Raw genomic sequence first — 14158 nt, 5'->3', positions numbered from 1 at the left:
TTATGTTCGGTGATCCTAGCGAACGCGGAAGGCGCCCGCCGCGGGTGCGGCGGGCGCCCTCAGCTCACCACCGTCAGGTCTGCGGGCGACCTCCCGGCTGGGTGACGCCGTTGACCTTGAGCGTGTACGGCGCGTACTGGCCGACCTGCTCCGTCGATTCGTCGTAGGCCACCACCGCGACCACCGTCTGGAACGGCAGCATGGTGGCCAGCTGCAGCCGGTTGAGGCTGACGCTGGTCTTGCCGTTGGACTCCAGCTGCAGCGCCACCGAGTGCTTCTCGTCGAGGCCGATCAGCCGGACGTTCCAGTTCTCGACCGGAGTCGGGAAGACCTCGGTCGGCGAGTCGAACGGGTCGAGCGACGAGCCGTCGCTGACCGCGGTGGCGCCGACCGTGATGTCGTCGATCTTCCAGCCGCCCTCGTTGACCCCCGCGTCGCTGACGTAGCGGAAGCCGAGGAGGATCTCCTGGCCGGCGTAGGCCGACAGGCTGTAGGTGTGCGGCTCGAAGCCGGTCGTGGTGCCGTTGACCGCGGGGCCGAGCGGGCCCGCGACCGTCTTGTCGCCGGCGATCGAGGTGTAGGTCTTGCCGCCGTCCGTGGAGACGATCACGTAGCCGTAGTCGAAGCCCTGCTCCGCGCCATACTTGGCGAGGAAGCGCAGCGTCGGGTCGGCGGCCGGGACGCTCACCTTGGTGACGGCGGCGGCGTTGGTGTTGCTGGCGTTGCCGGAGAACAGCACCGGGTTGCCCGCGCGGTCCGGGTCGTCGGAGACGACGGTCCAGGCCAGCGGGAGGGCGGGCAACGTCTTGGAGCCCTCGAACGACAGCGAGCGCAGGTCCACCCCGCGCAGGAACGTGCCGTCCGCCTTCTGCAGCGGCACGTAGTCGGCGCCGTTGGGGGCGGCGCCGGCGGTCTTGTAGGTGGCCGGGTTCGCCAGGTTGACGGTCGAGTTCAGGCTGGCGGTCGTGACCCGCTTCTTGGGCACGCCCAGCATGACGCCCTTGGTCCCGCCGACGATCCGGTCGACCAGGGTGGAGGTCTGGAAGTCGTGGATCACCTGGTACATGTTCTTGGCGCCCTGAGCCGCCAGCGCGGCCTTCAAGCTGGCCAGGCCCTGCAGCGCGCCGTCACGGTGCAGCGTGGACATGAACGCCGTGCCGTACCTGTCGTACAGGAACAGCATGAACGAGTACGCGTTGCCGTAGTCGGCCAGCACGCCGTTGGCGTTGGCGCCCTCGCCCCAGATGTTCAGGGAGTTCTCGGGGCCGCCGCAGTCGCGCGGGTTGGTGTTGTACGGCGTCTGGACGATGCCGAAGCCCTGGAAGCAGTAGATGTGGCTGTCGGTGCCGCGTTCGGAGACGGTGGCCTTGGGGTTGGAGTAGCCGGTCAGCGTCATCGCGAGGTCCGACAGGCCCTCGTTCATCCAGGTGGTCTCGAGCGGGTCGGTGTAGTAGTGCGCCAGGTGCTGCCACTCGTGCGCGAACGTGCCCTCGTACTGGCGTGGCCTGGCCGGGCGCGAGGTGCACAGGTCGGCGGTCGGCTCGTCGGGCGGGTTCGCGCCGGTGCGGTGCGCCCAGTCGAACGCGTCGATCGTCATGACGTTGCGGTCGAGCAGCTCGTTGAACTGGCTGGAGAAGAAGCCCGCGATGTACGTCGGAGCGGCGGGGAAGCTGTAGTAGTTGTCGTCCCTGACGTTGTCGACCAGGGTGACGGTCTTGTTGCCGCCGCCGGTGTAGACGCCGCCGTTGCCGTTGGCGTCGGGGCCGAGGATGGCGTTGGAGCCGTCGCGGTCCGGCGGCGTGCTGAAGGCCGCGGTCTCCTTCGGGTACATGTTCGTGTCGAACTGGGTGACCAGGTCCGCCACCTGCGCGTCGGTGACCTGCGTGGACGTGGGGATCTGCGCCCGGCAGTCACCGGCGGGGAAGGCCAGGTCGTTGGCGACCCAGACCTCGATGTTGTTGCCCACGCCGCGCAGCGTGTAGTCCTTGCGGTAGAGCCTGCCGTTGAAGTCGTCCAGGCCCAGCCACTGCCGGACGGTGCCGACCGGCGGCGTGTCGGCGGCGGCCTTCGTCCTGGCCTGCGCCTTGGCCTCGTACTTGGCCGGGACCTTGACGGGCTTGCCGTCGAGGGTGAAGTCCTTGCGAGAAAGCTCTCGGATGTCGCTGGACGGCGGAGCCTTCGGGTCGGCGTGCGCCGGGATAGCGGACAAAAGGGGTAATGCGAGGATAGCGGCCGCGATTCCGATGAATCGGTTGCGCGCCATGGAGCCCCCTAAGAGTGGTCAGCGAGGGTGACAAATTGTGACTATCTGATCAACGGAGGGGCGCGCAAGTAAGTCAATTGCCAACAAAACTTCAACGAATTCGTACTCACCGAGCTATCCCAGCGAGCCGCCGGTAGGAATCGAGCCGCCGATCCAGGTCGTAGCTGTTCATGGTCACCAGGACCTCGTCGGCGCCGGTGAGCTCGATCAGAGCCCCGAGCTCGATCTCCACCTCCTGATCGGTGCCGTGGATCTGCCCCTTGCGCGACTCCTCGAACAGCGCCCGCTCCCGCTCGGTCATCTCCGTCGCCAGCACCCGCTCGGCCGGGGACAGCGGCGGGAAGGCGCCGCTCGTCCGCGATCGCGCGGTCGCCCACGCCTCCGGCACCTGCAGCAGCGCCGCCTCGCGGGCCGTCTCGCCGACCGCGACGTTCGCCGCCAGGATGACGTACGGCCGCGCCGCCCAGGCCGAAGGGCGGAACCCGGCGCGGTACCGCGAGATCGCCTCCCGCAGCCGGGCCCCGCCGCCCCCGATCACCATGGGCAGCCCGTGCTCGGCGGCGATGTCCGCCCCGGAGCCCATGGCCAGCACGAACACCTGCGGCCGCAGCCCCTCGGCGGGCAGCGCGTGCACACCGGGATGCCCCCGCTGGTCCCCGGTGAAGTAGCCGAGCAGCTCCGCCAGTTGCCCGCCGAACTCGTCGGCGTCCTCCTTACCGTGGCCGAGCGCCTTCCTGATGCCGCCGGTGAAGCCCACCGAGCGGCCGAGTCCCATGTCGACGCGGCCCGGGTTCAGCGACTCCAGCACGCCGAACTGCTCGGCCACCACCAGCGGCCGGTGGTTGGGCAGCATCACGCCGCCGGTCCCCACCCGGATCCGGTCGGTGGCCGCGGCGACGGCGGCGGCCAGCACGGTCGGCGCCGAGCCGGCCACCCCCGGCACACTGTGGTGCTCCGACACCCAGAACCGGTGGTAGCCGAGCTCCTCCGCCTGCCGGGCGAACCTGACGGTGTCGCGCAGCGCCGTCGCCGGGTCGTGCCCCTCGCGGACGAGGGAACGGTCGAGGATCGAAAGCTTCGTCACATAGGTCGGCAACAGAACCGGGGCGTGACTACTTCCGGTAGAGGCCGACCGACCAGCGGACCGGGCGGTTGGTGCCGCCGCCCCTCAGCGTCCACTTGACCTTGACGGTGGTCGTCCTGTCCGTGGGATAGGAGAACTCGCTCACCGCCGAGGGGAAGGCGCCGCCCTCCCATACGCCGCAGGCGCCCCCGCTGCCTTCCTCGCGGCCGTTCACCTCGAAGTTGAACCACAGGTTCCCGGCCAGTGCGCCGGTGCACAAGGTGTCGAAGCCGACCTTGCCTCGCACCTTGAACGTGGCGGAGGTGTCCTGCGGCCAGACGCCGGTCTTCTTCTCCACGAGCCGCGCCTTCCCCGCGTGGTCCGGCAGCTCTTTGAGCGACGGCGGTTTGACCGCTTGCGCGGGCGGCGTCCATTCGTACACGGCCAGTGCCCAGACGCCGCGGGTCTTCTTCTGCGGCACGCACTTGCCGTCCCGCACCGCACAACCCCAGCCGGTCGTGGTCGTGTCGAACGTGACCGTGAGCTCTTTGCTGCCCGTGGCGGCCGGCACCTGGAGCGGCCGCAACTGCATGCGCCTCGAGCACGCGCCGAAGTGGGCCGACGCGGGCCCGTCGGCGCCGATCGACGCTCTGGGCGCGCTGGTGTCCGGCCCCGCGCAGACCGCTCCGACGTCGAGCGGCTTGCCGGAGAACGGGATCGTCACCGAGACCTTGGTCGGCCCCGTTCTCTTGATCGACGTGGTGGCGATCCGCCGGTACTTCGTACCGTCCGCGGCGGTGAAGCGCTCCGGCAGGAGGCCCGCGAGCTGGGCGGTGAAAGTGGTGGGCTCGTCAGCGGTCTCGAGCCGCGGCTCCGCCGTACCGGAGAGGAGGGAGAGACCCAGCGCGACGGCCGCCGCCATCGCGACCACCCCGCCGCCGCCCAGCGCGCGCCTGCGCAGGCGGATCCGGCGGATGCGGGCCAGCACCTGCTCGGGCCGGGCCGGGTTGGCGGGGGAGGGGCCGTCGCCGTGCTCGTGCAGGACATCCCGCAGGTCGGGCAGGGTCATCGGTGCAGCTCCTTCACGATCGACTCGTCCACGCGCAGCTTGGCCAGCGCCTTGGCGCTCTGGCTCTTGACCGTGCCGGGCTCGCAGCCCAGCAGGCGGGCCACCTCCGTCACCGGCAGGTCCTCGTAGAAGCGCAGCACGACCACCGCCCGCTGCCTGGCCGGCAGCCGGCCGATGGCGCGCCAGAGCGCGTCTCGCTCGTCGGAGACCGTGTCGCTGGTCGGAGTGTCGGGCAGGTCGTCGCTCGGCAGCTCACGGCGCCACCTCCTGCGCCACCACGAGGTGTAGGTGGTCACCAGGATCCGGCGCACGTACGCCTCGGGCTCGTCCACGCCGGGCCAGGCGAACCACGCCTTGGCCAGCGACTCCTGCAGCAGGTCCTCCGCGGTCGCCCAGTCATGGGTCAGCAGGTACGCCGTGCGTAACAGCCGATCCGACCGCGTGACCACGAAGTCCTGAAATATCCCCCGGTCTGCCACGTACTGTCTCCTGTCGTCGCCTGTCGACGATAGGGACGCATCCAGTGCGAGGTCAGGTTGCCCGGTCCGTGTGGCGGATGAGCGTGAACGGGACCAGCTCGCCCAGCCCCCGTACGGACAGCCGGTCGACCGGGCGCAGCTCGAAGGCCCGGTCGCCCTCCAGCTCCTCGGCCATCTCGGGGCCCGCCAGGATCGTTCCCGGATGGGCCAGCGCGGTCAGCCTGCTGGCCAGGTTGACGGGGGTGCCGAACACGTCGCCCATCCGCCCGAGCACCGGCCCCACGGCCAGGCCCACGCGCAACTGCGGCATGCCCTTGTCCTTGGCATGGGTCTCGATCAGGCGCAGGCCGATCTCCGCCGCCTCGTGCGCCTTACCCGACACGAACAGCACCGAGTCGCCCAGCGTCTTGACGATCCGCCCGCCGCCCGAGGTCACCACGTCGGCCGAGCGGCCCTCGAACCTGTCGACCAGCCCGGCCAGCTCCGTCTCGCTGATCTGCCTGCTCAGCCTGGTGAACCCGACCAGGTCGGCGAACCCCACCGCCAGCCGGACCGCGCTCGTCTCCTGCTCGACCAGCCGGTGCGCGGAGGCCGCGAGCTGGCGCCGCCAGGAGTAGACCAGCAGCCGGGCCAGGTCGGGCATCACCCGATCCGCCCGCCTGCGCCACGCCCTGGGCCGCTCGCTCAGCGGCACGCCCGCCTGGTCGAGCGCCTCGGCGCCCAGCTCGGCCTGCGACTCGGCGAGCCGGGCCGTCGCCCTGCCCAGGGACCTGGCCATCAGGAGCACGTGCTCCTCGTCGTAGACGCCGTCGCTCACCATGCCGAGCAGCGTCCGCAGGGCCGCCACGTCGGAGTCGGTGAACTCGACGGCGTCGTCGGCGACGTTCGCGAAACCCAGCGCGCGCCAGAACCTGCGGGCACGGTAAACAGGGACGCCGGCCATGTCGGCGACCTGGTGGCTGGTGTAGCGACGGGGCTCGCGGAGAAACGCCTCCGTCAGCCCGTCCGGATCCTCGCGCGCCACGACCGCAACATAACACCCCTGGCTACTCCAGCAGTGCGCGCAGCGCGGGCCGCTCGTCTACCGGGACGTATCCCACGTAATAGTCGTACATCGTCTGCCGGGACAGCCGGGCGGCCAGCAGGCCGTCGCCGGCGCGGACGGCGGCCAGCACCTCCTCGTGATGCCCGATGCTCTGCCGCATCAGCGCCTCCCGGTCGGCGGCGGCGGCGATCTTGCCGGAGACCAGGCCGAGGACGATCGAGCGGACCACGTCCGTGCAGATCTGGATGAGCTTGTTGCGGCTGGCCCGCGCCACCGCGTCGTGGAAGGCGATGTCGGCGGCGCTGAACGCGTCGTAGCCCACCTCCGCCGCCGCGCGCATGCCCGCGATGGCGGCGTCCATCTCCGCGAGTTGCTCGTCGGTCCGCAGCCGGGCCGCCAGCAGGTTGGCCGAGGCGTCGAGCACCATGCGGAACTGCACCAGCTCCCCAAGTGACAGCTCGTCCACCCGGGCCAGCGTGGTCATCGACTTGTGCAATGCGGCGGGCGAGAAGGGCTGCACCTCGGCGCCGTGCGGGTCGCCGGGCCGCGACCTGACCAGGCCACGCGCCTGCAGCACCCGCAGCGCCTCGCGGACGGTCGAGCGGCTCACCGAGAACTGGCCCATGAGGTCACGCTCGCTCGGCAGTCGCTCGCCAGGACACAGCGCGCCGCTCTCGATGGCCTCCTCGACCTGCTCCACGATGCGCTCGTAGGCACGTACGGTACGCACCGGCTCGAACCGTGGACCACTCATGAAGCCCCCTTGACCTGAGCCGTCGTGGACTGGCAATCTGCGTAGCCTACTGGTCCGACCAGTGCACTAGCCAGGAGGCTGTAAGACATGAGGCGAATCGGCACCTGGATCGCCGTGGGCGGTCTCCTGCTGGCCACGGCCGCGTGCGGCGGCAGTGGTGGATCGAACGGCGGCACCGGCGGGCAGGCCGCCAAGAGCGAGTCACTGGCGGTCGGGTTCGTGGCCGAGCCGGCCAACCTCGACTTCACCTCCACCGAGGGCGCCGCGATCCCGCAGGCGCTGCTGGTCAACGTCTACGAGGGCCTGGTCAAGCTGGACCAGGACGGCAAGATCCAGCCGCTGCTCGCCGAGAAGTGGGACGTCTCGGCCGACCGCAAGACCTACACCTTCACCCTGCGTAAGGGCGTCACCTTCACCAACGGCGCCCCGTTCACCGCCGACGACGTGATCTTCTCGCTGGACCGGGTGAAGAAGGACTGGCAGCTCAAGATCAAGGCGCAGCTCGACGTGGTGGACAAGGTCGAGAAGGAGGACGAGTCCACCGTCATCGTGACGCTCAAGCACCCGAGCAACGGCTTCCTCTACTCGATGGCGACCAGGCTCGGCGCGATGTTCAGCCGCACCGGCGTCGCCGACCTGGCCAACAAGCCCGTCGGCACCGGCCCTTACCAGCTCGGCTCGTGGAAGCGCGGCGACTCCATCCAGCTCGGCGCCAACGCCAAGTACTGGGGCACCAAGCCGAAGCTCTCGGCCGTCACGCTGAAGTACTTCAAGGACGCCACGGCGATGAACAACGCGCTGCTGACCGGCGGCATCGACGTCATCTCCAGCGTCCAGGCGCCCGAGTCGCTCCAGCAGTTCGCCGACGCCAACCGCTTCGAGACGGTCGAGGGCACCACGAACGGTGAGGTGGTGCTGTCGATGAACAACGGCCGCCCGCCGTTCAACGACAAGAAGGTGCGGCAGGCCGTCCGGTACGCCATCGACCACAAGGCGCTGCTCGACACCGCCTGGGCGGGCCGCGGCCAGCTCATCGGCTCGATGGTGCCGCCCACCGACCCCTGGTACGAGGACCGCACCGGCGACTACCCCTTTGACGCGGCCAAGGCCAAGGCACTGCTCGGCGGCAAGACGTACAACGTCAAGATGCGCATCCCGAACCTGCCCTACGCGGTCGCGAGCGCGCAGGTGGTCAAGTCCCAGCTCGCCCAGGTGGGCATCACGGCCGACATCGAGCCGCTGGAGTTCCCGGCGCGGTGGCTGGACGTGGTGTTCAAGCAGGGCGACTACGACATGTCCATAATCAACCACGTCGAGCCCCGCGATATGGGGATTTTTGCGGACAAGTCGTACTACTTCCGTTACGACAATCCGGAGTACGGCAAGCTGCTCGCCGCCGCCGACGAGGGCTCCGAGCAGCAGCAGATCGACGACCTCAAGCAGGCCGCCAAGCTGCTGTCCGACGACGCCGCGGCCGACTGGTTGTTCCTCTTCCCCAACCTGATCGTGGCGAAGAAGGGCGTCACGGGGCTGCCGAAGAACGGTATCGCGGAGGCCTTCGACTTCACGGCCCTCGCCAAGCAGTGATCCTTTACCTGCTGAAGCGGCTGGCGGTGCTCGTCGCGAGCACCGCCGTCGCCGGGGTGGCCGTCTTCGCCTTCATGGCGCTGCTGCCCGGCGACCCGGCCGAGATCGCGCTGGGCGTCAACGCGACGCCCGAGGCGGTGGCCGCGCTGCGCGAGCGGTTCGGCACCGACCGGCCGCCGCTGTCCCAGTTCGCCGACTGGTTCGGCGGGCTGATCCAGGGCGACTTCGGCACCTCCTACGTGACCAGCTCGCCCATCGGCCCGCAGATCGGTGACCGCCTGGGCGTGACGGCGGTGCTGGTGCTCGGCGGCATGGTGATCGCGCTGCTCATCGCGGTGCCCGCGGGCACGTTCGCCGCCGTCCACCACCGCAACCCCCTCGGCGTGACCATCAGCGCGGCCAGCCAGGTCGGCATCGCGATCCCGGCGTTCCTGGCCGGCATCCTGCTGGTGTTCGTCTTCGCGGTGAAGGCGCAGGCGCTGCCGTCGGGCGGCTACGTGCCGATCGCCGAGGACCCCCGCGCGTGGCTGCTCGGCCTGCTGCTGCCCTGGCTCTCGCTCGGCCTGGTGCAGGGCGCGGTCCTGACCAGGTACGTCCGCAGCGCCGTGCTCGACGTGATGCGCGAGGACTACCTGCGCACCGCCCGCGCCAAGGGCCGGGGCCGGATGGGCGCCCTGTGGCGGCACGGCCTGCGCAACGCCTCCATCCCCGTGGTCACCGTGCTCGGCCTGCAACTGGCCACGCTGCTCGTCGGCGCGGTCGTGGTCGAGCGGGTGTTCGTCATCCCGGGGCTGGGCGACCTGCTGCTGAACGGCGTCGCCGGGCGTGACCTGCTGCTCGTCCAAGGTGTGGTGATGGTGCTGGTGGTGGCCGTACTGCTGATCAACTTCGTGGTCGACGTGACCTACGCCGTGCTCGATCCGAGGCTGCGATGAGAGGCCGGGTCAACGCCGGGCTGATCGCCGGAGCCGTGCTGGTCGGGATCGTCGTCCTGGCGGCGCTGGTGTCGTTCGTGTGGACGCCGCACGACCCCACGCTCGTCGACGCCTCGAACAAGCTGCGCGAACCCGGTGGCGGCTACCTCCTCGGCGCCGACAAGTTCGGCCGCGACACCTTCAGCCAGCTCATGGTCGGCGCCCGCACCACGCTCTACGTGGGCATCGTCGCCGTCGGCATCGCGGCGCTGATCGGCACACCCCTCGGCGTGATCGCCGGGATGACGCCGCGCGGCTGGCTGGCGGAGCTGATCATGCGGGTCAACGACCTCGTGTTCGCCTTCCCCGCGCTGCTGCTGGCCGTCATGCTCGGCGCCGTCTACGGGGCCGGGACGCTCACCGCCATGATCGCGATCGGCGTGGCCACCGTGCCTGCCTTCGCGCGCGTGGCCAGGGCTGCCACGATGCAGGTCATGGTGACCGACTACATCCTCGCCGCCAGGGCCGCCGGGCGCCGTCGCGCCGCGATAGCCGTACGGCACGTGCTGCCCAACATCGGCTCGATGCTGATCGTGCAGGCGTCGGTGTCGTTCGCCATCGCGATCCTGGCCGAGGCCGCGCTGTCGTTCCTCGGCTTCGGCACCCGGCCGCCGATCCCGTCATGGGGCCGCATGCTGCAGGAGTCGCAGGAACTGCTCTTCTCCACCCCGCGCCTGGCCCTGTGGCCGGGGCTGGCGATCGCGCTGGCCGTACTCGGGTTCAACCTGCTCGGCGACGGGCTGCGCGACTATCTCGACCCCAAGCTCAGGAGGATCCGTGCTGAGCGTTGAGGGGCTCACCGTCCGCGCCGACGCGGTGGAGCTGGTCCGCGAGGTGTCCTTCGACATCGCGCCCGGCGAGCGGGTCGGCCTGATCGGCGAGTCCGGCTCGGGCAAGTCGCTGACCGCGCTGTCGCTGATGGGCCTGCTGCCCGAAGGCGTGCGGGCCTCGGGCACGGCCCGGCTGGGTGAGCGCGAGCTGGTCGGCGTGCCGGAAGGGCGGCTCAAGGACCTGCGCGGGCGGGAGGTGTCGATGGTCTTCCAGGAGCCGATGACCGCGCTCAACCCGCTCATGCGCGTCGGCGCGCAGGTCGCCGAGGTCATGACGCTGCACGGCAGGTCACGCGCCGAGGCCCGCGCCCGCGCGGTCGAACTCCTCGGCCGGGTCCGCCTCCCGCGCCCGGAACAGCTCGCCCGCTCCTACCCCCACCAGCTCTCCGGCGGCCAGCGGCAGCGCGTCATGCTCGCCATCGCCCTGGCCAACGAGCCCGGCCTGCTCATCTGCGACGAGCCCACCACCGCGCTCGACGTCACCGTGCAGAAACAGATGCTGGAGCTGATCGCCGAGGTCGCCCCCGCGCTGCTGTTCATCACCCACGACCTCGCGGTGGTCGCCGCCGTGTGCGAGCGGGTCCTGGTCATGTACGGCGGGCGGGTCGTCGAGAGCGGCCCGATCCGCGAGGTCTTCGCCAGGCCCCGCCACCGCTACACCGAGGGCCTGCTGGCCGCCTCCAAGCTGACGCCGCGCGGCACCCGGCTGCCCACCATCAAGGGCAGCGTCCCGGCCGCCGGGCGGTTCCCCGACGGGTGCGTGTTCAGGAACCGCTGCCCGTACGCCTCGGAGAAGTGCCAGACCGAACCCGCCCTGACAGGAGACGGCCATGCCTACGCATGCTGGCACCCCGCTGATTGAGGCCCGCGACCTCACCCGCGTCTACCGCCGTCCCCGCACCTCGCTCGCCCGGCAGGGCGAGGCCGTGCACGCGCTGCGCGAGGTGTCGCTCACCGTACGGCGGGGCGAGCGGTTCGGCATCGTCGGCGAGTCGGGCTCCGGCAAGTCGACGCTGCTGCGCCTGCTGTGCGCGCTCGACCAGCCCACCAGCGGATCGATCCGCTTCGACGGCCAGGAGATCACCGGCCGGCCGGAGCGAGCGCTGAAGTTCCTGCGGCACAGCCTCCAGATCGTCTTCCAGGACCCGATGAGCTCGCTCGACCCCCGGATGCGGGTGCGCGACCTCGTCGCCGAGCCCTTGGTCGCGCTCGGCGAGCCGATAGGCGGCCGGGTGACCGAGCTGCTCGAGGAGGTCGGCCTGCCCGCCTCGGCCGCCGACCGCTACCCGCACCAGTTCTCCGGCGGGCAGCGGCAGCGCATCGCCATCGCCCGCGCGCTCGCGCCCAGGCCCAAGGTGCTGGTCGCCGACGAGCCGGTCAGCGCCCTCGACGTGTCGGTCCGCGGCCAGATCCTCAACCTGCTGGCCGACCTGGTCGACGAGCTCGGCCTCACGCTGGTCTTCGTTTCGCACGATCTGTCCGTCGTACGGCATGTCTGCGAGACCGTCGCGGTCATGAACAACGGCTCGATCGTGGAGACCGGGCCCGTGGACGAGGTCTGGGCGGCGCCAGAGCACCCCTACACGAGGACGCTGCTGCAGGCCGTACCGACATTGGAGGGATTGCTGTGATCGAAGTCGACGAACTGGGAGTTGTGGAGTTCACCCAGGCGCTGGTCCGCATCCCGAGCACCAACGACCCGGCGCGCGGCCGGGCCGAGCGGCCCGCCGCCGAGCTGGTCGCGGCCAAGATGCGTGAGTGGGGCTGGGAGCCGGTGGTGGACGAGGCCGCGCCCGGCCGGCCCAACGTGGTGGCGGTGGTCGAGGGCGGCGGGGGCGACGGGCCGACGCTGATGTTCGAGGGACACACCGACGTGGTCACCGAGGGCGACCTGTCGACGTGGACCGTGGACCCGTTCGGCGGGGAGATCCGCGACGGGCGGCTGTGGGGGCGTGGCAGCGCGGACATGAAGTCGGGGCTGGCCGCCACCCTCTACGCCACCCGAGCCCTGCAGCTCGCCGGCCCGTTCCCTGGCCGGATCAAGGTGTGCGCGCTGGCCGACGAGGAGGGGCTGATGCTCGGCGCCCACCACTTCGTCGCCTCCGGCCTGGCCGCCGACGTGGACGGCGCCATCGTCGCCGAGCCCGAGGCCGGGGAGATCTGCGCGGTCGCCAAGGGCGCGCTGCGGCTGCGGGTCGACTTCACCGGCAAGATGGCGCACGGCGCGATGCCGCAGCACGGCCGCAACCCCATCCAGGCGGTGGGGGCGCTGCTGGTGGCGCTGCGGGCGCTGGAATCGGAGCTGCAGGGGCTGCACCCCGCGCACGAGCACCTCGGCGAGGTGTACGTGACGCCGACCGTGGTGCGAGCCGGGACCGAGGAGCAGGTGAACGTCATCCCGGCGACGGCGTCGGTGTTCATCGACGTGCGAACCATCCCCGGCCTGGAGCACAAGGTGGTGGCCGAGCGGGTGGCCGCGCTGGCCGCCTTCGACGGGATCTCCGCCGAGGTGTCGATCCTGGTGGATCGGCCACCGGTGGACGTGCCCGTCTCCGACCCCGTGGTGGTCGCGCTCGCCGCCGCGCACCAGCGCGTGACGGGCTCCGCGCCCGTCTACGGCGGCGTGCCCGGGTCCACCGACGGCACCGTGCTGACGCACTGGGGCGGGATCCCGTCGGTCGTGTACGGCCCCGGCGGCAAGTGGATCGCGCACCAGTCGGACGAGTACGTCGAGGTGGCGGAGATCGTCCGCTGCACCCGCGTGTTCGCCGAGGCGGCCCGGCTCTTCCTCACCCGGTCGGCGTCGTGACGGCCCGGATCTTCCTCAGCTGGTCCGCGTCGTGACGGCCGGCGTGACGAACTCGCTGGTCGACGTCGCCGGGCTGCGGGTGGGGCATGCACAGCGGGTGGGCGGTGGCTACCGCACGGGGACCACCGTCGTGCTCGCGCCGCCCGGCGGCATGGTGGCCGGGGTGGACGTGCGGGGAGCCGCGCCGGGCACCCGGGAGACCGAGCTCCTCGACCCGCGCAACCTGGTGGAGCGGGTGCACGCCATCGTCCTGACGGGCGGCAGCGCGTACGGGCTCAGCGCGGCCTGCGGGGTCATGGAACGGCTGGCGGACGCCGGGATCGGCTTCCCGGTGGAGGGCGGCGTGGTGCCGATCGTGCCCGCCGCGGTCATCTACGACCTGGGCCGCGGCGGCGTGTTCCGCGCGGTCCCGGACGGCGCGCTGGGCGCCGAGGCGTACGACGCCGCCGCCCGGTCGCACGGCCCGGACCTGCGGGTGAGCGCGTCGGCCGGCTCGGACCCGTGGGGGACCGGGTCGGACGGCCCGGACTTGCGGGCGAACGGGTCGGACGGCCCGGACCCGTGGGCGAGTGGGTCGGTCGGGGCGGGTACCGGCGCTGTGGCGGGCGGGCTGGCCGGTGGCATCGGTACGGCCAGTGTCGTCCTGCCCTCGGGGGTCACCGTGGCCGCGATGGCCGTCGTCAACGCCGTCGGATCCGTGCTCGACCCGGTGGGCGGACGGCTGTCCGGCACCCGGTACGGGCTGCCCGGCGAGTTCGACCACCTCCGCGAGCCCCGCGAGGACGAGGTGGCGGCCTGGCAGGGCGCCACGGTGACCTCGTTCAACACGACGATCGGCGTGGTGGCCACCGATCTGACGCTCACCAAGGCACAGTGCGGCAAGCTGGCCGGTGTGGCGCACGACGGGCTGGCCCGGGCGATCAGACCCGCCCACACCATGGTCGACGGCGACACCATCTTCGGTCTGTCCACCTGCGCCCTCCCCTTCCCCGGGGCCGCCGCCCCCGGCAGCCCCGAACCGGGCGCCACCGCCTTCGAACGCGCCGCCAGGAGCACCCCCGCTGAGGGCGCCGCTAGGAGAACCTCCGCTGAAGGGGCTGCTGGGGACACCCCCGCACCCGTAGGCGCCGGGCGGAACGCGCCCGGGGCCGCTGGGCTCCATGACGTGCTGGCCGCCGGGGCCGACGTGTTCAGCCGGGCCGTGGCGCACGCCATGCTCGCCGCCACCGGCCGCGACGGCGCGCCCGCCTATCGAGATGTGTTTCCAAGCGCTTGGGGGAAGTAG

Annotated in this window: 13 protein-coding genes; 7 read left to right on the top strand and 6 right to left on the bottom strand. The window is 71.3% G+C overall.

The window, feature by feature from the left end:
- Positions 1-73: 73 nt before the first annotated feature.
- The 6 genes from KLK06_RS56580 to KLK06_RS56555 all read right to left on the bottom strand — a co-directional run bounded on the left by KLK06_RS56580 (position 74) and on the right by KLK06_RS56555 (position 6673).
- Positions 74-2209 (bottom strand): choice-of-anchor J domain-containing protein, encoded by a 2136-nt coding sequence (locus KLK06_RS56580; protein WP_214644185.1) that lies wholly within the window; start codon positions 2207-2209, stop codon positions 74-76.
- Positions 2210-2369: 160 nt separating this feature from the next.
- The gene (locus KLK06_RS56575) at positions 2370-3347 is read right to left on the bottom strand and encodes an LLM class flavin-dependent oxidoreductase (RefSeq protein WP_308168991.1); all 978 of its coding nucleotides are present in this window, start codon (positions 3345-3347) and stop codon (positions 2370-2372) included.
- A 28-nt stretch (positions 3348-3375) separates the two neighbouring features.
- On the bottom strand, positions 3376-4395 hold the full coding sequence (locus KLK06_RS56570) for a hypothetical protein (protein ID WP_214644184.1): 1020 nt from the start codon (positions 4393-4395) through the stop codon (positions 3376-3378).
- The gene (locus tag KLK06_RS56565; RefSeq protein WP_214644183.1) at positions 4392-4874 is read right to left on the bottom strand and encodes a SigE family RNA polymerase sigma factor; all 483 of its coding nucleotides are present in this window, start codon (positions 4872-4874) and stop codon (positions 4392-4394) included. The genes KLK06_RS56570 and KLK06_RS56565 overlap by 4 nt, the downstream gene beginning before the upstream one ends.
- 52 nt (positions 4875-4926) lie before the next feature.
- Complete coding sequence (locus KLK06_RS56560) at positions 4927-5898, bottom strand: adenylate/guanylate cyclase domain-containing protein (RefSeq protein ID WP_308168990.1); 972 nt, start codon at positions 5896-5898, stop codon at positions 4927-4929.
- A 22-nt stretch (positions 5899-5920) separates the two neighbouring features.
- Positions 5921-6673 carry a FadR/GntR family transcriptional regulator gene (locus KLK06_RS56555; RefSeq protein WP_214644182.1) on the bottom strand — a complete coding sequence of 251 codons (753 nt, stop codon included), beginning with the start codon at positions 6671-6673 and terminating at the stop codon, positions 5921-5923.
- Between the two features lie 87 nt (positions 6674-6760).
- Here KLK06_RS56555 and KLK06_RS56550 point away from each other — a divergent pair, with 87 nt between their 5' ends.
- From KLK06_RS56550 to KLK06_RS56520, 7 genes are read left to right on the top strand one after another with little or no spacing between them, the layout of a single operon-like run.
- A complete protein-coding gene (locus KLK06_RS56550; protein ID WP_214644181.1) occupies positions 6761-8260 on the top strand; it encodes an ABC transporter substrate-binding protein in 1500 nt (499 codons plus the stop codon).
- Positions 8257-9195, top strand: coding sequence for an ABC transporter permease (locus tag KLK06_RS56545; protein ID WP_214644180.1), 939 nt, complete (start codon positions 8257-8259; stop codon positions 9193-9195). Before KLK06_RS56550 ends, KLK06_RS56545 begins: the two co-directional genes overlap by 4 nt.
- On the top strand, positions 9192-10025 hold the full coding sequence (locus KLK06_RS56540) for an ABC transporter permease (protein ID WP_214644179.1): 834 nt from the start codon (positions 9192-9194) through the stop codon (positions 10023-10025). The genes KLK06_RS56545 and KLK06_RS56540 overlap by 4 nt, the downstream gene beginning before the upstream one ends.
- A complete protein-coding gene (locus tag KLK06_RS56535) occupies positions 10012-10926 on the top strand; it encodes an ABC transporter ATP-binding protein (protein WP_214644178.1) in 915 nt (304 codons plus the stop codon). Before KLK06_RS56540 ends, KLK06_RS56535 begins: the two co-directional genes overlap by 14 nt.
- Positions 10895-11695, top strand: coding sequence for an ATP-binding cassette domain-containing protein (locus KLK06_RS56530; RefSeq protein WP_214644177.1), 801 nt, complete (start codon positions 10895-10897; stop codon positions 11693-11695). The genes KLK06_RS56535 and KLK06_RS56530 overlap by 32 nt, the downstream gene beginning before the upstream one ends.
- A complete protein-coding gene (locus KLK06_RS56525; RefSeq protein ID WP_308168988.1) occupies positions 11692-12873 on the top strand; it encodes a M20 family metallopeptidase in 1182 nt (393 codons plus the stop codon). Before KLK06_RS56530 ends, KLK06_RS56525 begins: the two co-directional genes overlap by 4 nt.
- 31 nt (positions 12874-12904) lie before the next feature.
- A complete protein-coding gene (locus KLK06_RS56520; RefSeq protein ID WP_308168987.1) occupies positions 12905-14158 on the top strand; it encodes a P1 family peptidase in 1254 nt (417 codons plus the stop codon).

The organism is Nonomuraea sp. NEAU-A123, from assembly GCF_018603905.1.
Classification (GTDB): domain Bacteria; phylum Actinomycetota; class Actinomycetes; order Streptosporangiales; family Streptosporangiaceae; genus Nonomuraea.
The sequence above is the reverse complement of the archived record's forward strand: the minus strand, read 5'-3'. Positions and strand labels throughout refer to the sequence as shown.